General features: G+C 72.9%; 21 protein-coding genes and 1 pseudogene. 9 read left to right on the forward strand and 13 right to left on the reverse strand.

All coding sequences use genetic code 11. The annotated features are described in order from the left end of the window. Positions 1-84 precede the first annotated feature (84 nt). The 4 genes from N4G63_RS13595 to N4G63_RS13610 form a co-directional block, all read right to left on the reverse strand. The gene (locus tag N4G63_RS13595; RefSeq protein ID WP_260786009.1) at positions 85-669 is read right to left on the reverse strand and encodes an amino acid synthesis family protein; all 585 of its coding nucleotides are present in this window, start codon (positions 667-669) and stop codon (positions 85-87) included. Positions 670-688: 19 nt separating this feature from the next. Continuing rightward, positions 689-1,330 (reverse strand): amino acid synthesis family protein, encoded by a 642-nt coding sequence (locus N4G63_RS13600; protein WP_260786698.1) that lies wholly within the window; start codon positions 1,328-1,330, stop codon positions 689-691. Positions 1,331-1,369: 39 nt separating this feature from the next. Then, on the reverse strand, positions 1,370-2,266 hold the full coding sequence (locus N4G63_RS13605) for a UPF0280 family protein (protein ID WP_260786010.1): 897 nt from the start codon (positions 2,264-2,266) through the stop codon (positions 1,370-1,372). A 108-nt stretch (positions 2,267-2,374) separates the two neighbouring features. Then, the gene (locus N4G63_RS13610; RefSeq protein ID WP_260786011.1) at positions 2,375-4,078 is read right to left on the reverse strand and encodes a 6-hydroxynicotinate reductase; all 1,704 of its coding nucleotides are present in this window, start codon (positions 4,076-4,078) and stop codon (positions 2,375-2,377) included. Between the two features lie 246 nt (positions 4,079-4,324). Here N4G63_RS13610 and N4G63_RS13615 point away from each other — a divergent pair, with 246 nt between their 5' ends. The 3 genes from N4G63_RS13615 (at position 4,325) to N4G63_RS13625 (ending at position 7,121) form a co-directional block, all read left to right on the forward strand. Next, positions 4,325-5,098, forward strand: coding sequence for a ferredoxin--NADP reductase (locus tag N4G63_RS13615; RefSeq protein WP_260786012.1), 774 nt, complete (start codon positions 4,325-4,327; stop codon positions 5,096-5,098). A 17-nt stretch (positions 5,099-5,115) separates the two neighbouring features. Further along, positions 5,116-5,814: a TetR/AcrR family transcriptional regulator gene (locus N4G63_RS13620; RefSeq protein ID WP_260786013.1), complete on the forward strand. Its 699-nt coding sequence runs from the start codon at positions 5,116-5,118 to the stop codon at positions 5,812-5,814. 110 nt (positions 5,815-5,924) lie between these two features. Beyond that, entirely contained in the window at positions 5,925-7,121 is a 1,197-nt protein-coding gene (locus N4G63_RS13625) for an amidohydrolase family protein (RefSeq protein WP_260786014.1), read from the forward strand. 79 nt (positions 7,122-7,200) lie between these two features. Here N4G63_RS13625 and N4G63_RS13630 read toward each other — a convergent pair whose 3' ends face one another. From N4G63_RS13630 to N4G63_RS13650, 5 genes are all read right to left on the reverse strand, one after another. After that, positions 7,201-8,037, reverse strand: coding sequence for a DUF3047 domain-containing protein (locus N4G63_RS13630; protein ID WP_260786015.1), 837 nt, complete (start codon positions 8,035-8,037; stop codon positions 7,201-7,203). 63 nt (positions 8,038-8,100) lie between these two features. Next, positions 8,101-8,697, reverse strand: coding sequence for a PEP-CTERM sorting domain-containing protein (locus N4G63_RS13635; protein WP_314599810.1), 597 nt, complete (start codon positions 8,695-8,697; stop codon positions 8,101-8,103). A 50-nt stretch (positions 8,698-8,747) separates the two neighbouring features. Next, the gene (locus N4G63_RS13640; RefSeq protein WP_314599811.1) at positions 8,748-9,713 is read right to left on the reverse strand and encodes an intradiol ring-cleavage dioxygenase; all 966 of its coding nucleotides are present in this window, start codon (positions 9,711-9,713) and stop codon (positions 8,748-8,750) included. Between the two features lie 265 nt (positions 9,714-9,978). Next, the gene (locus N4G63_RS13645; protein WP_260786017.1) at positions 9,979-10,641 is read right to left on the reverse strand and encodes an NUDIX hydrolase; all 663 of its coding nucleotides are present in this window, start codon (positions 10,639-10,641) and stop codon (positions 9,979-9,981) included. Between the two features lie 105 nt (positions 10,642-10,746). Continuing rightward, entirely contained in the window at positions 10,747-11,556 is an 810-nt protein-coding gene (locus N4G63_RS13650; RefSeq protein WP_260786018.1) for a crotonase/enoyl-CoA hydratase family protein, read from the reverse strand. A gap of 108 nt (positions 11,557-11,664) precedes the next feature. Between N4G63_RS13650 and N4G63_RS13655 the strand changes: the two genes are divergently transcribed. Further along, the gene (locus tag N4G63_RS13655) at positions 11,665-12,219 is read left to right on the forward strand and encodes a hypothetical protein (RefSeq protein ID WP_314599812.1); all 555 of its coding nucleotides are present in this window, start codon (positions 11,665-11,667) and stop codon (positions 12,217-12,219) included. 129 nt (positions 12,220-12,348) lie between these two features. Further along, positions 12,349-12,624, forward strand: a pseudogene (locus N4G63_RS13660) (ArsC/Spx/MgsR family protein); the annotation flags it as partial. 270 nt (positions 12,625-12,894) lie between these two features. On the opposite strand, the gene N4G63_RS13665 reads toward N4G63_RS13660, so the two are convergent. Genes N4G63_RS13665 through N4G63_RS13680 form a run of 4 tightly spaced genes read right to left on the reverse strand, consistent with a single transcriptional unit; the run spans position 12,895 to position 17,772 of the window. Beyond that, positions 12,895-14,100: an ABC transporter permease gene (locus N4G63_RS13665; RefSeq protein WP_260786021.1), complete on the reverse strand. Its 1,206-nt coding sequence runs from the start codon at positions 14,098-14,100 to the stop codon at positions 12,895-12,897. After that, positions 14,100-14,852: an ABC transporter ATP-binding protein gene (locus N4G63_RS13670; protein ID WP_260786022.1), complete on the reverse strand. Its 753-nt coding sequence runs from the start codon at positions 14,850-14,852 to the stop codon at positions 14,100-14,102. The genes N4G63_RS13665 and N4G63_RS13670 overlap by 1 nt, the downstream gene beginning before the upstream one ends. Next, positions 14,849-16,213 (reverse strand): efflux RND transporter periplasmic adaptor subunit, encoded by a 1,365-nt coding sequence (locus tag N4G63_RS13675; RefSeq protein ID WP_260786023.1) that lies wholly within the window; start codon positions 16,211-16,213, stop codon positions 14,849-14,851. Before N4G63_RS13675 ends, N4G63_RS13670 begins: the two co-directional genes overlap by 4 nt. Then, complete coding sequence (locus N4G63_RS13680; RefSeq protein WP_314599813.1) at positions 16,210-17,772, reverse strand: efflux transporter outer membrane subunit; 1,563 nt, start codon at positions 17,770-17,772, stop codon at positions 16,210-16,212. Before N4G63_RS13680 ends, N4G63_RS13675 begins: the two co-directional genes overlap by 4 nt. A 261-nt stretch (positions 17,773-18,033) precedes the next feature. Here N4G63_RS13680 and N4G63_RS13685 point away from each other — a divergent pair, with 261 nt between their 5' ends. The 4 genes from N4G63_RS13685 (at position 18,034) to N4G63_RS13700 (ending at position 21,428) form a co-directional block, all read left to right on the forward strand. Beyond that, entirely contained in the window at positions 18,034-18,354 is a 321-nt protein-coding gene (locus N4G63_RS13685) for a c-type cytochrome (RefSeq protein WP_260786025.1), read from the forward strand. Between the two features lie 13 nt (positions 18,355-18,367). Then, positions 18,368-19,648 (forward strand): NAD(P)/FAD-dependent oxidoreductase, encoded by a 1,281-nt coding sequence (locus N4G63_RS13690; protein WP_260786026.1) that lies wholly within the window; start codon positions 18,368-18,370, stop codon positions 19,646-19,648. 242 nt (positions 19,649-19,890) lie between these two features. Further along, entirely contained in the window at positions 19,891-21,036 is a 1,146-nt protein-coding gene (locus tag N4G63_RS13695) for a response regulator (RefSeq protein WP_314599814.1), read from the forward strand. A 71-nt stretch (positions 21,037-21,107) separates the two neighbouring features. After that, complete coding sequence (locus N4G63_RS13700; RefSeq protein WP_260786028.1) at positions 21,108-21,428, forward strand: Hpt domain-containing protein; 321 nt, start codon at positions 21,108-21,110, stop codon at positions 21,426-21,428. Positions 21,429-21,434: the final 6 nt, after the last annotated feature.

Below are 21,434 nucleotides of genomic sequence, written 5' to 3' on the forward strand. Positions count from 1 at the left end.
CCTCGACAGGATGTGGGGGAAGAAAGGAACGATAGCCCGAACTGGCCCGGGCTGCGGTGACAGGGCGCTGTGGCGGTGGCGCGCTCAGCGCAAGCCGTCGCGCCCCTCGATCTCATGGGCCTGCAGGCCGCCCACGCGCGGCAGCGGCCGGCCGCTGTCGGTGACGGCCACCGCCACCACGATCTCGTTGGCGCGCGGCGCATCGGCCACGCGGGCCTCGATGGCGTCAAAGTGGCTGCGCACGAAGGCGGCGTCCTTGTGGCCCAACGGCACGTCGATGGCCGTGCCCAGGCCGCCCAGCTTCTTGGCCGAGGGCACCAGCGCGGCGCCCTTCTCGACCGCCGCGCGCAGCGGCGCGCCCAGCTTGGGGTGCAGGATGGCCGCGGCGTGCTCCAGCTCGCCGGCCTCGCCCACGATGGCCGCCTTGCCATAGCTGTGCGCCGCGCCGGGCGACAGGCCCAGCGCCTGCACGCAGCGGTTGCCCAGCAGGCCGCCCAGCTCTTCGCCGATGGCGATCAGCTCGTCCAGGTTCTCGGCATAGCGCCCGGCATACGGGTTGGCGATCACCGCGATGGCCAGCGCGCGGCGGGTGGGCGGGTGGATGTCGCGGCCCATCTCGCGGTGGGTTTCGTCCACCTGGACGACGAGCTTGCGGATCTGTGCGCTCATGGTGTGCTCCTCGTTGCGATCAGCGTTGGCCGTCCCACTTGGCAATGGCGTCGGCCGCCAGGCCGCCGACGCGGGCATGCACCCGCGGGCCGGTGCTCATGGCCAGGATCACCACCATCTCGTCGGGCCGCGGCGCGCCGGGTACGCGCACCTCGATGGCGTCGAAGTGGCTGCGCACATAGCTGGCGTTGATGTGGGTCAACGGCACGTCCAGCGTGCAGCCGGGGCCGCCCACCTTCTTGGTGCTGGGCACGATGGCCAGCGCGTTGGCCGGCTGGCCGGTCTTGGCCTCGCCCTGGCCGGCGGCATAGGCCGCGGCGTCGCCCTTCCAGCCCAGCAGCTCGCGCATGGCATAGCCGCCCGGCACATGCCACAGCGCACCGTGCTCGTGCTCGCCGGCGGCGCCGATGATGGCGCCCTTGCCATAGCCCTGGATGTCGGCCACCGGCACGGCCATCGCGGCCAGCAGGCGCTGCGCCAGGTCCAGGCCCACGGGGTTGAGCGCCGCCATCATCGGCAGGATGTCGGCCTCGTAGCGGCCGGCATAGGGGTTGGTCAGGACGGCGGCAATGCTGCCGCGGCGCAGCGGCCGGGCGGCGCGCGGGCCACCCTCGTGGAAGATGTCTTCGACGCTGGTGAACACGCGGCGGATGTCGATCAGGCTCATGTCGATTCGTTTAGCAATTACTGAACCAAGGTGTCAGGCCACGCACTGTAGCGGCTGAGTTTCGGGGCTTCGAGCGAGAGAACCCTGACACACCAGCGCCGCCCCGGCGATCAGGCCCTGGCCCTGCAGCGCCCGGGCGCAGCGCAGGCCCGCGGCGAGTGCCTGGCGCACCTGATCGGGCGGCAGCGGCGGCACCGCGGTGGTGACCAGGATCTCGCCCAGGTCGCTGTCGTCGCGCAGCGCTCTGGCCGGGCACCGCACGATGCCCGGGTGATCAACATTCACCGCATTGGCGATCACCGTGGCGGCGGCATCGGCCTGGGCGGCGGTGGCGGCCAGCACGGTCACGCTGTCGGCAATGCCCAGCGAGAAACTGCGCCCGCGCCAGCCGCTGGTGGCCACGCCGCGCACGGCACTGTGCGCGTGCACCGTGAAGCGGCCATCCACCGTGCCCTGCCCCGCCACGGTGCGCGCCACGGCGGCGGCATCCAGCCGCGCCAGATCGGCATACAGGCCCACGCTGACCTCGCTGCCCGCCGCCAGGTGCAAGGCGATGTCGCCGCCGTTGTTGACCCAGGCGCGGCGGATGCCCGGGCGCTGGTAGGCGGCCACGATCTCCTGCGCCACCGCACCGGCCACCGCGGCCATCGGCGTGATGACGATGTGGCCGGCAAACGGCAGGCAGGCCGCCACCATGCGCTGCGCCACGGCGCCCCGCAGCCGCGGCGGCGCCGCGCTGTGCAGCGGCTGGCGCAGCAGCGGCAGCTCGGCCACCAGTTCGGCCAGCAGCGGCTGGAAGCGCGCCCAGGCCTGCGCATGGGCCGCGGCCACGGCCGCGGGCTCGCCGTTGGCGGCCAGCACCAGGTCGATCGGCCCGTGCTGGAAGTGCCAGCGGCCGTCGGCCAGTGCGGCGCGGGTTGCAGCGGACATGGCGCCTCGGCCCTAGCAGGCCGCCCCAGCGGGCAGGCGGCCCCGGGGCCGCGGGGTGGCCCCGGCCGGGGCCCTGGGGGCCGCAAAGATGCAAGGTGGCGACATCGGCTAGCCGAGCAAGGGCCCGCTGGCCAGCGGCCAGGCATTGGCCGGCCCGGCCGCAATGGCCTGGCGCGCCAGCGGGGCGCCGTCGCGGTGCCAGGCGCCGGTGGCCAGCACCTGGGCCAGCGGCCGCACATAGGCCATGTGGCCGCCCAGCGCCTGGTAGTCGCTGGCCCGCATGGTGAACTCGATAGGCGCCACGATGGCCGGCGTGGGCACGGTGCCAAAGCTGCGCGCCGGCATGCGGGTCACGTCCACCATCACCGTGATGCCGCCGCCGGGCCACACATAGGCCGGCGCACCGCCGCAGGTGACATTGACCACCGCCTGCTTGATGGCCCGGGTGAGCCGCACCGGGTTGTCGGTGACGCCGGCCCGCAGGCTGCCGCCGGCGCCGCCGATGAACAGCACGGTGCACAGCGCGGGCTCGCAGTTCTCGCCGATGCGCTCGACGATGGTGCGCGCGGCCTCGGGCATGGCCGCCGGCTGGGGTTTCAGCGCGGCGTCGAGCACATACCAGGCGGCATGCTCGCCGGTGGTGCTGGTGAACAGCAGGCGCTGGCCGGGCCAGGCCTGGCCGGCGTCCCAGCCCTCGACGATGGCCAGCGGATCGCTCAGATCGGTGCCGCCCCAGCCGTTGCCCGGGTTGGCCACCTGGAACCAGCGCCCCGGCGTGCTCTTGCGGCCGCGCACCTTCAGGCCCGAGGGCCGCATCTGCAGGCAGCGGCCGGCCTGGTGCTCGGTGAGCACGCCGGTGATGTGGTCGTCGACCACCACCACCTCGTCGGCCACGCCCTTGAACTGCTCGGCAAAGATGCCCACCGTGGCCGAGCCGCAGCCCACGCGCATGCGCGTCTCGGGCTGGCCGTTGACGATGGGCGGCCGGCCGGCCTGCACCACGATGGTGGCGCCGCCGTCGATGCTCAGCTCCATCGCCTGCTGGTTGCCCAGCGCCTGCATCATCTCCACCGTGATGCGGCCTTCCTTCTTGCTGCCGCCGGTGATGTGGTGCACGCCGCCCAGGCTGAGCATCTGCGAGCCGTACTCGGCGGTGGACACATGGCCCACCACCTCGCCCTTGCAGCGCACATTGGCCTGCTCGGGGCCGAGCCAGCGGTCGGTGTCGATCTTCAGCTTCAGGCTGCAGTAGCTGAAGATGCCTTCGGTGACCACGGTGACCATGTCCACCCCCTGCACCTGCGAGCCCACGATGAAGGGCGCGGGCTTGTAGTCGGGGTAGGTGGTCGAGGCACCCACGGCGGTGACGAACCAGCGCTCGCCGTCGGCCGGCTCGGCGCCGGCCGGGTTGGTGGCCAGGTTGGTGGCCGGGTTGGTGGCCGGGTTTTCAGCCGGGCTTTCGACCACGCTGGCGGCCACGGCCAGGCCAGCCGCATCGGGCCCGGCCGGCGTGGCCAGAAACGGCACCAGCGCGCCGGCCGCACCGGCAGCCAGGCGCCGGTCGACGATCAGCACCGGGTCCACCCGAACCAGGCTGCCGCCCTGGTTGGCGTAGCGGTCGCAGGCGCCGGCCTTGCCCTCGCTGATCTGACACAGCACCGGGCAGGCATTGCACTCGAGCTTGTGCGCGGCCATCTTGTCGTTGCGCGGTGCGGCGCGCCAGTCGGCACGCGCGGGCACCGCCTCGGCTGCAGCGGGCACGGCCGGCAGTTCGCCCAGGCCGTCCGTCTTGGTGTGCTCGTGGTCAGGCATGGTGCACCCTGCACTGCGCTGGCGCAAAACCAGCCCGGTCAGGGAAACCCCGGGTCTGAGGCAAAATGCGGACTTGCATCGGGCGCCGGCCTTTCATGTAGTGCCTGCTTAACGTTTGATGTAGCCGATGCTACATTCATCGCAGCAGGTGGTGCAAGCCGCATGCCCGCCGCGTGCCCGGCCCGCCCGCGGCACGTTCATTGCACTCACTCCTTCCGTCGCCCCCGTCACTCGCAGCACAGCACCATGAGCGCCTTCCTCGAAGAAAAAGTCCTGACCGTTCACCACTGGACGGACCGCCTGTTCTCCTTCACCACCACGCGCGACCCGGCGCTGCGGTTCTCGAACGGCCACTTCACGATGATCGGCCTGCGCGTCAACGGCAAGCCGCTGCTGCGTGCCTACAGCGTGGCCAGCGCCAACTACGAGGAGACGCTCGAGTTCCTGAGCATCAAGGTGCAGGACGGCCCGCTGACCAGCAAGCTGCAGCACATCCAGCCGGGCGACACGCTGATCGTGGGCAAGAAGCCCACCGGCACCCTGGTGGTCGACTACCTGTTGCCGGCCAAGCGCCTGTACCTGCTGAGCTCGGGCACCGGCCTGGCGCCGTTCATGAGCATCATCCGCGACCCCGAGACCTACGAGCGCTTCGAGGAGGTGATCCTGGTGCACGGCGTGCGCGAGGTGAAGGAGCTGGCCTACCACGACTACATCACGCAGGAGCTGCCGCAGCACGAGTTCCTGGGCGAGATGGTGAGCAAGCAGCTCAAGTACTACCCCACGGTCACGCGCGAGCCGTTCAAGAACCAGGGCCGCAGCACCGACCTGATCAGCAGCGGCAAGCTGTTCAGCGACCTGGGCGTGCCGCCCCTGAGCCCGGCCGAAGACCGCGTGATGATCTGCGGCAGCCCGGGCCTGCTCAAAGACCTGAAGGTGCTGCTCGAGCAGCGCGGCTTCAAGGAAGGCAACACCTCGACGCCGGGCGACTACGTGGTCGAACGCGCCTTCGTCGAGCAGTAAGCCACGGCCGCAAGCGCATGGCCACCACGCGCCGCCAGCCCGCCGCCAAGGCCGGCAAGGCCACCAAGACCCGCGCCGACGGCACCCGCAAGCCCGGCGTGCGCGAGCTGGCCGCGCAGGCCACGCGCGAGGCCATCCTGCGCGCGGCCACCAAGGTGTTTGCCAAGAGCGGCTTCGACGGTGGCCGCATCGAGGCCATCAGCAAGGCGGCCAAGTCCTACGACCGGATGATCTACTACTACTTCGGGTCGAAGGAGGGGTTGTTCGTCGCGGTGCTCGAAGACACCTACCGCCGCTTCAACGAGGCCGAGCAGGCGCTCGACCTCGACGTGACGCAGCCGCAGCGCGCGCTCGAGCAGGTGATCCGCTTCGTCTGGCGCTACTACCAGCAGCACCCCGAGTTCATCACCCTGCTCAACACCGAGAACCTGCACCGCGGCCGCCACCTGGCCAAGAGCGCCAAGGCGCGCGAGTACTCGTCGCCGGTGATCGACATCACCGACCGCGTGCTGCAAAGCGGTGTGGGCCAGGGCGTGTTCCGCAGCGGCCTGGCCGCCCGCGACGTGTACCTGACGATTGCCGCGATGGCCTACTTCTACCTCAGCAACCGGCACACGCTGTCGGCGTTTCTGGGCGAGAACCTCGAGGCCCCCGCCGCGCTGGTGCACTGGGAGGCCCATGTGGTCGACACCGTGCAGCGCAGCGTGGCGGCCTGAGCGCCCTGCCCCGGGGCGGCGCCGCCTCGGCAGCCGGCCCCGGCCCTTGAACGGCCAGCCTGATTCATGTAGCCTGCACTACATCAACAGCATGATGGAGTGACGGGGCAATGGCCGAAGTGGCAGCGGGCGCGAAGTCCGGCAAGGTGGTGATCCGCAACATCGGGTTGATGCTCTCGGGCGATCTCGAGCGGCCGATCCTCGATGCCGACTGCATCGTGGTGATGGATGGCGTGATCACCGCCGTGGGCCGCGAGAAGGATGTCGATGCGGGCGAGCCCGACACGCTGATCGATGCCCGCGGCACCTGCGTGGCGCCGGGCCTGATCGACAGCCATGTGCACCCGGTGTTCGGCGACTGGACGCCGCGGCAGAACCAGATCGGCTGGATCGACAGCACCATGCACGGCGGCGTCACCAGCATGATCTCGGCCGGCGAGGTGCACCTGCCCGGCCGGCCGAAGGACATCGTGGGCCTGAAGGCCCTGGCCATCACCGCGCAGCGGGCGTTCGACAACTTCCGCCCCGGCGGCGTCAAGGTGCTGGCCGGCGCGCCCGTCATCGAGAAGGGCATGGTCGAGAGCGACTTTGCCGAGCTGGCCGCCGCCGGCGTGAAGCTGCTGGGCGAGGTGGGTCTGGGCTCGGTGAAGGCCGGCTATGAGGCCCAGCAGATGGTGGCCTGGGCGCGCAAGCACGGCATCCAGAGCACCATCCACACCGGCGGGCCCAGCATCCCGGGCTCGGGCCTGATCGACAAGGACGTGGTGCTGGAGGCCGATGCCGATGTCATCGGCCACATCAATGGCGGCCACACCAGCCTGCCCGAGCGCGACGTGTGCACGCTGTGCGAGAAGAGCAGCCGCGCGATCGAGATCGTGCACAACGGCAACGAGCGCGTGGCCATTGCCGCGGCGCAGGCCGCGCTGCAGCTGAAGTGCCCGCACCGCGTGATCCTGGGCACCGACGGGCCGGCCGGCTCGGGCGTGCAGCCGCTGGGCATGCTGCGGCTGATCAGCCTGCTGTCCTCGCTGGGCAACATCCCGGCCGAGCTGGTGTTCTGCTTTGCCACCGGCAACACCGCGCGCATCCGCTCGCTGAACTGCGGCCTGATCGAGGTCGGCCGAGACGCCGACTTCGTGTTCATGGATCGCGCCCAGCACAGCGCCGGCAAGACGCTGCTGGACAGCGTTCAGCTCGGCGACATTCCCGGCGTGGGCATGGTGATGATCGACGGCATCGTGCGCTGCGGCCGCAGCCGCAACACGCCACCGGCCACCGAGGTGCCGGTGGTGGTGGGCGGGCACTGACACGTTGTGAATGAACCTGCTGCGCGGGCACATGGCGGCCCGGCGGGCACCGCATGGCCACTGCAGCATCACAGCAGGCTCACTGCAGGCTCAGGTCGGCCAGGTGGCCCAGGCTGCGGCCATGGGTGTTGTCGGCGTCACCGCCCAGGCCCACGCCCATCAGCGGCGGCGCGCTGTCGGTCTCGTCGCCGAACAGGCGCATGTAGTCGGCCACGATGTCGCGCTGCTCGGTGTGCCAGCGGTGCAGCGGTGATTCGGGGCCGCGCAGCACGATCAGCCGCACCCGCCGCGTGAAGGCGTTGACCAGCGTGGTGCCGGGCGCCAGCCGCGAATCCCACACGTAGCACACGGTGGCGGCCGGCAGCGGCTCGCTGCTCAGGCCACGCGCCATGCGCAGCAGCTGGCGCTCGACAAAGGGCACGGCCGACAGCGGCTCGTCAAAAAACGCGCAGACCTTCAGCGCCGAGTCGTCGCCGTCCTTGCGGCGCAGGTCGGCCTGGGCATTGGCCTCGTCGAGCCGCCAGCGCCAGCTGAGGCTGTGCGCGGCGGTGTCGGGCGGCACGGCCATCACCAGGTTGCCGTAGGACTGGTCGGCCTCGACGCGCAGCACCCGCTCGCCCTCGAGCGCCACCACGCGAAACTGCGTGAAGGGCTTGGCCTGGCGCGGCAGGCCCACCACATGCCAGGGCGCGGCGGCCTGATCGCCCGCGCCCAGCCAGGGCTTGAGCACATTGCCGCCGGCCGCACCAGCAGTGACGGCCAGCAGGCTGACCAGCGCGCAGGCCAGCAGGCCGGCCAGGCGGCGCGGCGGGCGGCGCTGGCGCCGGCCATGGCCTTGGCCATGGCGATGGCGATCACCCGCCTGGGCAGGGCGGGCGCGCCGACGTGGCGGCGTGAGATCCAGGCTGGGCAGCATGCGCGATGGCTGGCGTGTGGCAACACCCCATCATCGCGCATCAGCGGCCAGGGGCCTGCCCGTTCAGGCGCGGCTGCGGCGGCGGCCCAGCGCGCCCAGCAGCAGGGCCCCGCCGGCCAGCAGCACGGCACGGCCGGGCTCGGGCACGCTGGACACGGTGGCCAGGCGCACCGCGTCCAGCAAGGTGGCGCCGCCGCTGCTGCCGTAGAGGGTGAAGCTCAGCAGCTGCTGACCGGCGGCCAGCTGGTCGGTGAGGCTGTAGCGCGTCCAGTCGGCGTTGCCCAGGTCGAACAGCATCACCTCGGTGCCGCTGCTGCTGCCGTCGGCGTAGCCCAGCACCACCAGGTTCAGCGCGCCGCCGTCGTTCTGCACGGCCAGGCTGAAGTCGGTGATCTGGCTCACGTCCACGGCCGTGGCCAGGGTCCAGGTGAGCGCGGCGTCGGCGGTGGCCAGCACGGCCGATGCCAGGCCATCGGCGGCCGAGCCGCTGATCCAGCCGACATCCCCGCTGCTGAGCCAGCCCGACAGGCCGCTTTCAAAGCTGGCGTTGTCCACCAGGTTGTCGCTGGCCCAGGCGGGCAGGCAGGCGCAGGTGGCGGCCAGCACCAGCGAGCGGGCGGCACCTTGAAAGCCGCTGCGGGCGGCAAGACGGATGGTCATGGGGTTTCCTGATTGACGAGAGGTTCGAGAGGCACGGCGCAGGCCACGCATCAGCCGATGGGCCCGGCACCGCCGGGTGGGGTGCCGCCGCCCGGGGGGGTGCCACCGCCGGGCGGGGTGCCGCCACCCGGCGGGGTGCCGCCGCCGGTGTCGCCGCCTGTGCTGCCGGTGGAGGCCACATGGGTCTGGTCGACCCCCAGCACGATGCCGCCGGCATAGCCTGCGCTGGCGCTGCCCGACAGTGCCAGCATCTGCACCGAGGTGCCGTCGCTGAACACGTTGTCGGCGGCAAAGCTGGTCACCGAGCTGTTCTGGCCCTTGGCATACAGCGCGGTGTTGTAGACCGCGGTGGTGATGGCCAGCGGAAACGCGAACTGCGTGGTGCACACCGAGACCGTGGTGCTGGCCAGGCTGCTGCCGGCCAGGAACACCATGCAGTGGATGTGCGTGATGCGGCCCGCGTACCAGCCGGGGTAGACGGTCTTGAAGGTCACCAGGCCGGCGCTGCTGCTTTGCTGCACGCCGCGCAGGTAGTCGTAGCTGGCCTGGCCGGCGTTGTTGCTGGCGTCGTAGCCCGAGTACAGGCCGTCCTTGTCGCAGTGCCAGATGTAGACCCAGGCGCCGCTGATCGGGGCGCAGCCCTTGTTCACGTCCACCAGCTTGATGCGCAGGGTGAGCGGCAGACCGGTCTTGCCGGCGGTGATGTCGGCACGCTGCAGCGCGGCGTTGCCCAGGATGGCGCGCAGCGGGTACGGGCCCTCGGTCTCGTCGGGCTGCACGCTGCAGGTGGCCGCGCTGGCCAGGATCGAGGACATGGCTTCCTCGGTGGCGGCGTCGATGGCCAGGCTGCCGGCGCCCGCCACGCTGCCGCTGCTGGTGGCCGTGGCAATGCCGCCGCCGCTGCCGCCGCCGCAGCCCAGCAGCGACAAGGCGCCCAGGCCGCTGATCGCGCCCAGCGCGCCGCGCCGGCGCAGCACGGTGTCGGGCGGGCTGCCGCTTGGAGAAGATCTGTTCATGGAAGGTGGTTCCTGGTGTTGGAGGTGGCGAGATCACCCGGCGCCATGTGTCGGACAGGACATCCAGGTGAAGGAACCCGCGACGCATGTGGCGCAAGGTGTCCCGCGCCGCACTGTCCGGGCGGCGCTTTGCTGCGGCGTGAAGCGCAGACATGTGAAGGTGAGGCGCCGGTGACAGGCCGGTGGCAAGGCCGGTTGCAAGGCCGGTGGCGGGGCCAGACCGCTTCCAGCCCCAACTGGCCGCACCAGCCGGCGGCCGTGCCTCTCAACGCCAGGCGAAGCGCGGCTGCTCGAAGTGCCACACGCGGGTGGCCCGGCCCTGCAGGCACACCTCGCGAAACTGGTACAGCAGCGCCGCGGTGGGCGCGGCGATCCACTGGCGGCCCACCGGCATCTTCAGCACCGGGTGCGCGCTGCCTTCCAGCGGCTCGAGCATCGGCGCGTCCTCGCGCAGCAGCTCGGCCAGCGGTATGCGGTGGATGCTGGCCACCTCGTCGGGATTGGCCTGCAGCACACGCGCGGCGCCGGCCCACAGCACCACCGGCGTGATGGCATAGCCCGAGCGGGTGACAAAGCTGTCCAGCCGGCCCAGCACCACGCCCGGGTCGAGCACCAGGCCCACCTCCTCGGCCAGCTCGCGCAGCACGGTCTGCTCGGCGGTCTCGCCGGCGTCCATGCGGCCGCCCGGCAGCGCCCACTGGCCGGCATGGCGGTTCATGCGCGCGGCGCGGCGGGTGAGGATCAGCGCCGCGCGGGTGCTCCAGCCGCGCGGCTTGCCGGTCAGGCCACGCAGCGCGGCGCCGGTGCCTTCGTCGGCGATCACCAGGCCCACGGCCGCCGGCTTGCAGGCGCCGGCATCGGGCTCATGGTGGGCCCAGGCCGAAAGGCGGTTGGCGATCAGCGCGCGCAGCGCGTCGGTGCGCTGCATGTCAGCGCTGCGGGCGGGCCGGCGCCGCGGTGGCCCGGGCTGCGGCGTGGCGCCGGTGCCGGCCAGGGCTTGGGCTCGGGCCCGGGGCCGGGATGGGCTGCGGCCTCAATCCACGAACACCGGCGCGCGCTTGTCCAGGTTGGCGCGCACCGCCTCCACCTGGTGCGGTGCGCCCATCAGGGCCGCCTGCTCGTCGCTCTCGGCCTGCAGCAGGCGGGCCGCGCTGGCGTCGAGGGTCTGGCCGGCCAGGTTCATCAGGCGCTTGCCGGCGCGGATGGCGCTGGGGCTGCGCGCCGCGATGGCCTGGGCCATGGCGCGGGCCTCGGCCAGCGGGTCGGCGCACACCCGCGTGGCCAGGCCCAGGCGCACGGCTTCGTCGCCGGCCACCTCGCGGCCGGTGTAGGTGAGTTCGCGCGCCACATCGTCGCGCACCAGGCCGCGCATCAGCGCCACGCCGGCCATGTCGGGCACCAGGCCCCACTTGATCTCCATCACGCTCATGCGCGCGTCGGGCGCGATCAGGCGGATGTCGGCGCCCAGCGCCAGCTGCAGGCCGCCGCCAAAGGCCACGCCCTGCACCGCCGCGATCACCGGCACCGGCAGCTCGCGCCAGCCCAGGCCGAGAAACTGCGCCGAGTTGGCGATGCCATGGGTGCGGGTGCGCAGGTCGCGCACGCCGCCGTCGGCGCCATCGGCGATCTTGGCGAAGCGGCCCATGTCGAGCCCGGCGCAAAAGGCCCGGCCTTCGCCATGCAGCACCACCACACGCGCCCGGGGCTCGTTGCGGAGCTGGGCGATGGCCGCGGCAATGGCCTCGAACATGGCCATGTCCAGCGCGTTCATCTTGTCGGCGCGGGTGAGGGCCACCTCGGCCACGCCGCTCTCGCTGATCGTCACGCGCACGCGCTGTTCCATGCCGGGTCTCCTGGGGTTCTGCGGTGGCCTGGCGCGGTGGGGCGCGGTGGCGCGCAGGGGAGGCGCAGTGGTGGCGCAGGGGTGGCGGCTTTGCGCGATGATCGGTGCATGTCCCGACACCCCCTCCACCGCAGCCTGGCTGCTGCGCTGACAGCACGGCTGCCGGTGCGGCTTCCAATGCCGCTGTTGATGCCACTGCTGGCCTCGCTGCTGGTGCTGGCCACCGGCTGCGCCAGCCTGCACACCGTTCTGCCCGCGGCCGGCCAGGACGAGGCCGCCGCCGTGGCCGCCCTCGGCCCGCCCAGCGCCCGCTACGCCATGCCCGACGGTGGCACGCGGCTCGAGTTTGCCCGCGGGCCGATGGGGCGCGAGACCTACATGGTCGACCTTGATGCAGGCGGCCGCGTCAGCCAGGCCGAGCAGGTGCTCGACCTGCCGCACCTGCGCCGCGTGGCCGACGGCATGAGCCGCGCCGCCCTGCTGCGCCTGCTGGGCCGCCCCGGCGAACGCCAGCGCGAATACCAGGACCGCGAGACCTGGTACTGGCGCTATGCCAACAACGACTGCCTGGTGTTTGCCGTGACCCTGAGCGCCCAGGGCCGGGTGATCGGCGGCGGCAGCCAGATGCCCGACCCACGCTGCGAACTGCCCACGCCGCGCTGAGCGCGGCTTCCGAACCCCCGCGCTGAGCGCGGCTTCCGAACCCCCGCGCTGAGCGCGGCTTCCGACCCCCGCGTTGAGCGCGGCCTCTCCCTCCCAAGGCTTTCCCGAGCCGCACCCCGAACCGTCACCATGAGCTCCACCTGCCTGCACGGCATTGCCAACTGCGACACGGTCAAGCGCGCCCGCGCCTGGCTCACCGAGCATGGCCATGCGCACCAGTTCCATGACTTCAAGAAGGCCGGCGTGCCCACCGGTCCGGCCGGGCTGGACGGCTGGCTGGCCGCCGCCGGCTGGGAGCGCCTGCTCAACCGCCAGGGCACCACCTGGCGCAAGCTGGACGAGACGGTGCGCGCGGCGGTGGTGGATGCCGCCAGCGCCCGTGCCCTGATGCTGGCCCAGCCCAGCGGCGGCCTCGTCCTGGCCGGCCGCGGGCAGAACGGTGTGCAGGCTGGCGCAGCCGGTGGCCAGCACCAGCAGCGAGGCCAGCAGTGGCATCAACAGCGGCATTGGAAGCCGCACCGGCAGCCGTGCTGTCAGCGCAGCAGCCAGGCTGCGGTGGAGGGGGTGTCGGGACATGCACCGATCATCGCGCAAAGCCGCCACCCCTGCGCCACCACTGCGCCTCCCCTGCGCGCCACCGCGCCCCACCGCGCCAGGCCACCGCCCCCCGCCGGCCTACTCGTGGCGCAAGGCCTCGATCGGGTTCAGTGCGGCCGCCCGGCGCGCCGGAAAGTAGCCGAAGATCATGCCGATGGCCGCCGAGAACACGAAGGCCAGGCCGTTGATGCGCGGCTGGAAGGTGAACGGCAGTGCCAGCACCTGCGACAGCCCGACGCTGGCCACCGCCGCCAGTGCAATGCCCAGCAGGCCGCCAAAGGCCGACAGCACGATGGCCTCGATCAGGAACTGCAGCAGCACCTCGCGCTCGAGCGCACCGATGGCCAGGCGGATGCCGATCTCGCGGGTGCGCTCGGTCACGCTGACCAGCATGATGTTCATGATGCCGATGCCGCCCACCAGCAGGCTTACCGCGGCCACCGCGCCCAGCAGCGTGGTCATGGTGCGGATGGTGCTGGACAGGGTGTCGGCCAGCTGCTTGGTGTCGAGCACGTTGAAGTCGTCGCTGGCGCTCTCGCCGATCTTGCGGCGCTCGCGCATCAGCTCCTCCATCTGCGCCTTGACCTTGGTGGTGGCATCGGCGTCGCGGGCCGAGACCATCACGCCGGCGATGTCGGTGCTGCCGGTCAGGCGGCGCTGGGCGGTGCGCAGCGGCATCACCACCAGGTCGTCCTGGTCGTTGCCCATCGCGCCCTGGCCCTTCACCGCCAGCAGGCCGATGACCTCGCAGCTGAAGTCCTTGATGCGCAGCTCGGCGCCCACCGGGTTGCCGCTGCCGAACAGCTCGCGCTTGACGCGGTCGCCCAGCACGCAGACGGCGCGGCCGGATCGCAGCTCGTTGTCGCTGAACTCGCGGCCGGCGGCCAGCGTCCAGTTGCCGGCCAGGAAGTACGCGTTGGTGCTGCCGGTGACCTGGGTGCTCCAGTTCTTGGCCGCGGCGATGGCCGTGGCGCTCTTGGACACGGTGGGCGCCACGGCCTGCACGCCGTCGATCTGGGCCTGGATGGCGTCGGCATCGGCCAGCTTCAGCGGCGGTGCGCCCTGCGACGAGCCCGGCCCCGGGCGCTGGCCCGCGCGCAGGATCAGCAGGTTGCTGCCCAGGCTGGAGATCTGCGTGGCCACCGACTGCGTGGCGCCATTGCCCAGCGTGACCATGGTGATCACCGCGGCCACGCCGATCACGATGCCCAGCGTGGTGAGCATCGAGCGCAGCAGGTTGCGGCGGATGGCGCGCAGCGCCAGCAGCAGGGTGCTCCACAGCATCAGCGCGCTCCTTCGGCCGGCTCGACGGCCGGCGACATCACCGGCGGCTGCGGCCGGTCGCTGTCGACGCGGCCGTCCACAAAGCGCACCACGCGCCGCGCATAGGCCGCCATGTCGGGTTCGTGGGTGACCATCAGCACGGTGATGCCGCGCTCGCGGTTGAGCGTGGCGATCAGGTCCATGATCTCGCGGCTGCGCTGGGTGTCGAGGTTGCCGGTGGGCTCGTCGGCCAGCAGCACCTGCGGCTGGGTGACGATGGCGCGCGCAATCGCCACGCGCTGCTGCTGGCCGCCCGACAGCTCGGCCGGCGTGTGGTGGCCCCAGCCGTCCAGCCCCACCTGGGCCAGCGCCTCGCGCGCGGCGCGGTGGCGCTCGGCGGCACTGGCCCCGCGGTAGAGCAGCGGCAGTTCCACGTTCTCCTGCGCCGAGGTGCGGCCCAGCAGGTTGAAGCCCTGGAACACGAAGCCCAGGTAGTGCCGGCGCAGGCGCGCGCGCTGGTTGCGGTCGAGCCCCTCCACCGCCACGTCGCGAAAGCGGTAGCTGCCGCTGCTGAGCGTGTCCAGGCAGCCCAGGATGTTCATCGCCGTGCTCTTGCCCGAGCCGCTGGGGCCCATCACGGCCACGAACTCACCCGGCTGCACCATCAGATCCACGCCGCGCAGGGCCTGGAAGGCGGTGTTGCCGCTGCCGTAGGTCTTGGTCACGCCGCGCAGCGCGATCAGCGGCGCGCCACAAGCGGGGGCGCTGCTCACCGGCTGGCCTCGGCGCTGTCGGTGATCACCGCCTGGCCGGCCTGCAGCGCGCCACCGGTCACCTGGGTGAGCTTGCCGTCGGTGGCGCCCACGGTCACCGCCAGCGGCTGCGGCCGGCCATCGGTGCCCAGCACCCACACGGTCTGCTGGGCGCTGCGCGCCGCGGCCTTGGCGGCTGCGCCAGCGGCCGGGTTGCCGCCGGGCCGCGGCGCACCACCCGGCGGGCGCGGCATCAGGCTGCTGACCAGGCTGCTCTTGGGCGCCCCGCTGGCGCCCGCGCCAGCGGCCCCGGCCGCCGCCGGGGGCGACCAGCGCAGCGCCGCGTTCGGCACCAGCAGCGCCTGCTCGCGCACCAGGGTGGTGATGTCGGCGGTGGCGGTCATGCCCGGGCGCAGGCTCAGGTCGGCGTTGTCCACCTCCAGCAGCGTGGCGTACGAGACCACGTTGTTGGTGGTGGTCGAGCCCAGGCCCACGCGCAGGATGCGGGCCGGAAAGCGCCGCTCGGCATAGGCATCGACGCTGAAGCTGGCGCTCTGGCCGGCCTTGACCTGGCCCACGTCGGCCTCGTCGACATTGACCTTCAGCTGCATCTGCGCCAGGTTTTCGGCCAGCGTGAACAGCGTGGCCACCTGCAGGCTGGCGGCCACCGTCTGGCCCGGCTCGACCTCGCGCGCCAGTACCACGCCGTCGATCGGCGAGCGGATCAGCGCCTTGCCCAGGTTGGTGCGGTCCGAGCGCAGCGCGGCCACGGCCTGCTGCACGGCGGCCTGCATGCTGGCCTCGCTGGCCACGGCGCGGGCCAGCGTGGCCTCGGCGGTGGTCAGCTCACTGGCCGCCGGCACCTTGCCGCCCGACAGCTGGGCCACCTGCTGCAGCCGCGCCAGGCTGGCGCGCGACTCCTGCGTGGTGGCCTGGGCCAGCTTGACCTGGGCCTGGGCCTGGGCCAGCGCGGCCTCGCTCTTGGCCACCGCGTCTTCGAGCTTGGCGGTGTCGAGCCGGGCCAGCACCTGGCCCTTCTTGACCCGGTCGTTGTCGTCGACCAGCACCGCCTCGACCGTGCCCGACAGCTCGCTGCCCACATTCACCTGGTTGATCGGCTCCAGGTTGCCGGTGGCCGACACGCCCACCCGCAGCGTGCCCAGCGTGGCCGGGCTGCTGCGGTACTGCAGGGTCTTGGTGCCGCCACCGCCCTGCCACCACCAGGCGGCGCCGGCCGCCAGCCCGGCCAGCAGCACGGCGCCCAGCAGCCAGCCGGCCCAGCGGCGGCCTGGCGAGGCGCCGGCACCGATGACATCGGCCACCGCGGCGCCGCTGCCGGTGGTGCCTGCGGAGGTGGGGCTGGGGGACTGCGGATCGCTCATGGCTGATGTCCTCGCGCGGCGGCCAGGGCGGCGTCGGCGGTGGGGGATGGGAGGGATGAGGTGGCGCCCGGTGCGTCGGCCGGCTCGCGCCAGCCGCCGCCCAGGGCCTTGTAGAGCGCGATCCAGGCGGCCAGCGCATCGGCGCGGGCGCCGGCCAGGCTGTCGTCCAGGCCCAGCGCGGTGCGCTGCGCATCGAGCACGGCGCGAAAGTCGATCAGCCCGCTGTCATAACGCAGGCGGGCCAGCGTGGCCACCTGGCGCGCCGAGCGCGCGGCGGTGTCCAGCGCCTGCACCTGGGCGCGGCGGCCGGCCAGCGTGGCCAGCGCGCTTTCCACCTCGGTCAGCGCGCCCAGCACGGCCTGCTCGTAGGCGATGGCGTAGCGGTCCTGCACGGCCTGCTGCGCCGCCAGCGTGGCGCGCAGGCGCCCGGCGTCGAAGATCGGCGCGGTCAGGCCGGCCACGGCCGAGCCCATGGCGCCATCACCCAGCGCGCCCAGGCTCAGCGCCTGCAGGCCGATGCTGCCGCTGAGCGTGAGCCTGGGCTTGAGGTTGGCCTGGGCCACCGCGCTGCGGCCGGCCTCGGCCTGCCACTGCGCCGCCGCGGCGCGCACGTCGGCACGCTGGCGCAGCGTGTCGGCCGGAATCGGCAGCGCCACGCGGGCCGGCAAAGCCGGCACCGGCCGGGCCGCCGTCAGCTCGGCCGCCAGTGCGCCGGGGGCCAGGCCCAGCAGCAGCTCGAGCTGCTGGCGCGCGCTGGTCACGCCGGCGGCCAGCACGGCGGCCTGCGCGCGGGTCTGGTCGCGGCTGGCGTCGGCGGCGTCCACGTCCAGCGTGCTGGCCAGGCCGGCCTGGCTGCGCCAGGCGGCAATCTGCGCGGTGTCGGCCAACAGGGCCAGATTGGCCTCGGCCGCGGCCTGCTGGGCCTGCAGGCCGCGCAGCGCCACATACTGCCGCGCCACCTCGGCGCGCAGCGTGACCAGCGCATCGCCGTGGGCGGCAGCCGCGGCCGTGGTGTCGGCCACCGCCGCATCCACGCCCGATTGCAGGCGGCCAAACAGATCGAGCTCCCAGCTGGCATCGAAGCCGGCGTCGTACAGGCTGCTGCTGCGGCCGCTGCCAGCCTCGGCACTGCTGCGGCTGCGCGCGGCCGACAGCGAGCCGGTCACGCTGGCCCCGCGCCCGGCCTCGGCCAGCGCCTGGCGCGCCCGCGCCTCGCGCAGCCGCACCAGCGCAGTGCGCAGGTCGGGCGCCTGCTGCTCGGCCTGGGTGATCAGGCGCTGCAGCTGCGCGTCGCCCAGTTCGGCCCACCAGGCCTCGGGCACCCGCTCGGCCGCGGCGCTGCCGGCCGGGGCCTGTTGCCAGGCCGGCGGCGCTGCGGCGGCGCCGGGCGGCTGCAGCGGGGCCGTGGCGGTGGCGCAGGCGCCCAGCAGCGCGGCGGCCACCAGGCCCAGGGCCGGGCCCAGGCCACGCGGCAGCGCGCTGGCGGCCGCGGCCAGGGCGCGGCGGGCGGGGCCTGGCCATGGCCTGGCCGGTGGGGGACGGCGATCACAAAGTCTCATGGTTTGACCTTAGCGCGCCCAGGTGAAGCTATGTTTCCGCCCCGCTGCGCGATGGTTGAGGGGCCTGTCCTGGATCAAGAAACCCGGGTCTGCTGGCATATGCTCATGCTGCAAACGCGCTTGCCCGGCGGCCCCAGGCACCGCAGCATGGGCGGCTTGGCAGTGCGTTGCCGGGCCGGCCCGGCAACGCCCAACCCCCGGTCAAACCTCCGCAGAAAGCGATTTCCCACGATGCGCCCCCGCCCACCCCGCCCCCTGCATGTGCCCCGGCTCGTGCTGCCGCTGCTGTGGCTGGCCGCCGGGGCCGCCCAGGCCCAGGCCACCGGCACCGCGCCGGCCGAGCCGCTGGCCCTGCGTGCGCTGGCCGCCACCTGCGCCAACTGCCACGGCACCGAGGGCCGCGCGCTGGCCGACAGCGAGGTGCCGGGCCTGGCCGGCGAGCGCGCCGGGCGCCTGACCGAGCTGCTGCTGCAGTTCAAGCGCGGCGAACGCCCGGCCACCGTGATGCACCAGATCGCCAAGGGCTACAGCGACGCGCAGCTCGAGGCCCTGGCCGCCTATTTCTCGCGCCGCCCGCGCTGACCCCGGAGCCGCCATGAGCCTGAACCGACGCGCCCTGATCGGCGCCACCGCCGCCCTGCCGCTGGCCCACGGCCTGACCGGCTGCGCCACGCCCGCCCTGCCCGCCCGCAGCCGCGTGGTGGTGGTGGGTGGCGGCTACGGTGGCGCCACCGCCGCCAAGTACCTGCGCCTGTTTTCCGACCACCAGCTCGAGGTGCTGCTGGTCGAGCCCAACGAGTCCTTCATCAGCTGCCCGCTGAGCAATCTGGTGCTGTCGGGCCACCGCAGCCTGGCCGAGCTGACCGTGCCCTACACCGCGCTGGCGCGCAGCCATGGCGTGCGCGTGGTGCGCGACACGGTGGCCCGCATCGACGCCCAGGCCAAGACGCTGCGGCTGGCCTCGGGCCCCGAGATCGGCTATGACAAGCTGGTGCTCTCGCCCGGCATCGACCTGATGCTCGACAGCGTGGAAGGCCTGCGCGCCGCCCAGCAGGCCGGCCGCGTGCTGCAGGCCTGGAAGGCCGGGCCCGAGACCCAGGCGCTGCGCCGCCAGCTCGAGGCCATGCCCGATGGCGGCGTTTATGCGCTGACCATCCCCGAGGCGCCCTACCGCTGCCCGCCGGGGCCGTATGAGCGCGCCAGCGTGATCGCGGCCTACTTCAAGGCCGCCAAGCCGCGCAGCAAGGTGCTGGTGCTGGATGCCAATCCCGATGTCACCAGCAAGGGCGCGCTGTTCAAGAAGCTGTGGGCCGAGCAATACGCCGGCATCCTGGAGTACCGCCCGCAGCACAAGGTGGCCGGTGTGGCCGCCGACGGCCGCAGCATCCGCTTCGAGGTGCAGGAGGACGTGCGCGCCGACGTGGCCAATGTGCTGCCACCCATGCGCGCCGGCCGCATCGCGGTGGACAGCGGCCTGGCCAACATCAACGGCCGCTGGGCCGGCGTGCACTACCAGAGCTTCGCTTCCACCGCCCACCCCGACATCCATGTGATCGGCGACGCGATCCAGATCGCGCCGGCCATGCCCAAGAGCGGCCACATGGCCAACAGCCATGCCAAGGTGGCGGCGGCGGCCATCGTGGCCCAGCTGGGCGGGCAGGAGATCAACCCCGCGCCGCTGCTCACCAACACCTGCTACAGCTATGTGGACGGCCAGCGCGTGATCCACGTGGCCAGCGTGCACGAGTACGTGGCCGCCGAGAAGACCTTCAAGACCGTGGCCGGCGCCGGCGGCCTGTCCACCGCGCCCAGCGAGCAGGAAGGCCGCTACGCCTGGAACTGGGCGCGCACCATCTGGGCCGACGCACTGGCCTGAGGCCGGCGGAGCGGCGGCGCGGCGGCCCGCGGCAGCCAGGCCGCTGGGCGCCGGTGGGCGCACCACCGCGGGCGTGACGCTTTCACGCCTGCGCCGCCCGGCCAGGCGCGGCAACGGCCCGGCGTGGCCTTGGCAGGGCTCAAGCCGCGGCGGCGGCGGCCGATAAGAACGAACAAGCGTTCACCCGGCGAGTCAGGCAGTACGACGGGAGCCCCCCACGCCGTACTGCAGCCGGACCCGCCATGCCGACGCCCCCTGCCCAGCGCTGTTCCGTGCTGGTGCTTGCCGACACCAACCACGATGCCCGTGGCGCCGTGGACCCCTTGCGCATCGACCGCATCGACACGCGGGTGTGCGCCGACGCCGAATCCTTCGTCGCCGCCAGCCAGACCGTGGCCGCCGACGTGCTGGTGCTGGCCCTGCGCTCGCTGAACCGCTGCCGCGAGACGCTCGACCTCGTCTACGCCGGCGAGCGCGCCGAGCGGCGCGGCCGCCAGCGCGTGCTGCTGATGGTGGACAAGGACCAGGTGCGCGAGGCCTTCGAGCTGTGCCGCGCCGGCCTGGCCGACGACTATGTGCAGCACTGGCCGATTGCGCTGGACGGCTACCGCCTGCGCATGTCGGTGCACGCCTGGCTGCGATCGATGCGCCGGCCCGCCGGCACCGACGCCGCGGCTGCCGCCATCGAGGCCAACGCCAACGCCTCGGCCACCGCCGCCACCACCAACAACGCCGACGCCAACCCCAGCACCACCGCCACCAGCGGGGCGGCCGCGGCGGCCGAGCCGCCCGCCTTGCCGGTCGACACGCCTCCACCGGCGGCCGGCCCGGCCCCGGCCGCGGGGTCGGCCAGCCAGGCCCACCCGGCCACCCAGGCCGCAGCGGTGGCCGAGCCGAGCGCAGCCGGCCCAGCGGCCGCGCCGCCCAGCACCGCCAGCGCGCCGGCCACCGCCCACACCCGCACGCCGCAGGTGCTGCTGGTCGACGACGACCCCTTCCAGTTCAAGCTCACCCGCATGATGCTGGCCGATGCCGGCGTGCGCCTGGTGTGGCGTGGCGATGCGCGCAGCGCGCTGCACCAGCTGGGCGACGACCCGCCCGAGCTGGTGCTGATGGACATCGACATGCCGCAGCTCGACGGCATCGAGGCCGTGCGCCAGCTGCGCCGGCTGCCCGGCATGGGCCAGGTGCCGGTGATCATGCTCACCAGCCACAGCGACCGGGCGCGCGTGGTGCAAAGCCTGCAGGCCGGCGCCTCGGGCTTCGTCGTCAAGCCCTTCAGCAAGAAGGTGCTGCACGAGGTGCTGGCCAAGCACCTCAGGCCGCCCGGCGCCACCGCCGCAGCGCAGGCGACAGGCGCCGCCGTGCCGGCCCCGCAGCCGAGCTGATATCCGACCCGATCACGCCCCGAGCCCGCCATGAGCCTGCCCACCCCCCCGAGCCCGCCATCGACCTGCAGGTGCTGCCCGAGCTGACCGGCTGCGACGACGAGATGCGCGACGAGTTCCTGTCCGACTTTCGCGCCACGCTGGGCGAGGCCCGCAGCGAGCTGCTGGCCGCGCTGCAGGCCGCCCAGGCCGGTGTGCTGGCCAGTGCCGCGCACCGCGTCAAGTCATCGGCCCGCTACATGGGCGCCATGCCGCTGGGCCAGTTGTGCGAGCAGCTCGAGCAGGCCGGTGACCGCGCCGACCTGGCCGCCGCGCGCGGCCTGCTGGCGCAGTGGCAGGCCGAATCGCTGCGCGTCGAAGGCTTCATCGCCAGCCACCTCGGCCTGGCCTGAGCCAGC

The sequence above is a fragment of the Aquabacterium sp. OR-4 genome (assembly GCF_025290835.2).
GTDB lineage: Bacteria > Pseudomonadota > Gammaproteobacteria > Burkholderiales > Burkholderiaceae_C > Pseudaquabacterium.

Bases quoted from the DNA above. Each gene is read 5' to 3' on its own strand.
- N4G63_RS13595 (WP_260786009.1), bottom strand. From the start codon at position 669: ATGAGCGCACAGATCCGCAAGCTCGTCGTCCAGGTGGACGAAACCCAC.
- N4G63_RS13605 (WP_260786010.1), bottom strand. From the start codon at position 2,266: ATGTCCGCTGCAACCCGCGCCGCACTGGCCGACGGCCGCTGGCACTTC.
- N4G63_RS13610 (WP_260786011.1), bottom strand. From the start codon at position 4,078: ATGCCTGACCACGAGCACACCAAGACGGACGGCCTGGGCGAACTGCCG.
- N4G63_RS13615 (WP_260786012.1), top strand. From the start codon at position 4,325: ATGAGCGCCTTCCTCGAAGAAAAAGTCCTGACCGTTCACCACTGGACG.
- N4G63_RS13620 (WP_260786013.1), top strand. From the start codon at position 5,116: ATGGCCACCACGCGCCGCCAGCCCGCCGCCAAGGCCGGCAAGGCCACC.
- N4G63_RS13625 (WP_260786014.1), top strand. From the start codon at position 5,925: ATGGCCGAAGTGGCAGCGGGCGCGAAGTCCGGCAAGGTGGTGATCCGC.
- N4G63_RS13630 (WP_260786015.1), bottom strand. From the start codon at position 8,037: ATGCTGCCCAGCCTGGATCTCACGCCGCCACGTCGGCGCGCCCGCCCT.
- N4G63_RS13635 (WP_314599810.1), bottom strand. From the start codon at position 8,697: ATGACCATCCGTCTTGCCGCCCGCAGCGGCTTTCAAGGTGCCGCCCGC.
- N4G63_RS13640 (WP_314599811.1), bottom strand. From the start codon at position 9,713: ATGAACAGATCTTCTCCAAGCGGCAGCCCGCCCGACACCGTGCTGCGC.
- N4G63_RS13645 (WP_260786017.1), bottom strand. From the start codon at position 10,641: ATGCAGCGCACCGACGCGCTGCGCGCGCTGATCGCCAACCGCCTTTCG.
- N4G63_RS13650 (WP_260786018.1), bottom strand. From the start codon at position 11,556: ATGGAACAGCGCGTGCGCGTGACGATCAGCGAGAGCGGCGTGGCCGAG.
- N4G63_RS13655 (WP_314599812.1), top strand. From the start codon at position 11,665: ATGTCCCGACACCCCCTCCACCGCAGCCTGGCTGCTGCGCTGACAGCA.
- N4G63_RS13665 (WP_260786021.1), bottom strand. From the start codon at position 14,100: ATGCTGTGGAGCACCCTGCTGCTGGCGCTGCGCGCCATCCGCCGCAAC.
- N4G63_RS13675 (WP_260786023.1), bottom strand. From the start codon at position 16,213: ATGAGCGATCCGCAGTCCCCCAGCCCCACCTCCGCAGGCACCACCGGC.
- N4G63_RS13680 (WP_314599813.1), bottom strand. From the start codon at position 17,772: ATGAGACTTTGTGATCGCCGTCCCCCACCGGCCAGGCCATGGCCAGGC.
- N4G63_RS13690 (WP_260786026.1), top strand. From the start codon at position 18,368: ATGAGCCTGAACCGACGCGCCCTGATCGGCGCCACCGCCGCCCTGCCG.
- N4G63_RS13695 (WP_314599814.1), top strand. From the start codon at position 19,891: ATGCCGACGCCCCCTGCCCAGCGCTGTTCCGTGCTGGTGCTTGCCGAC.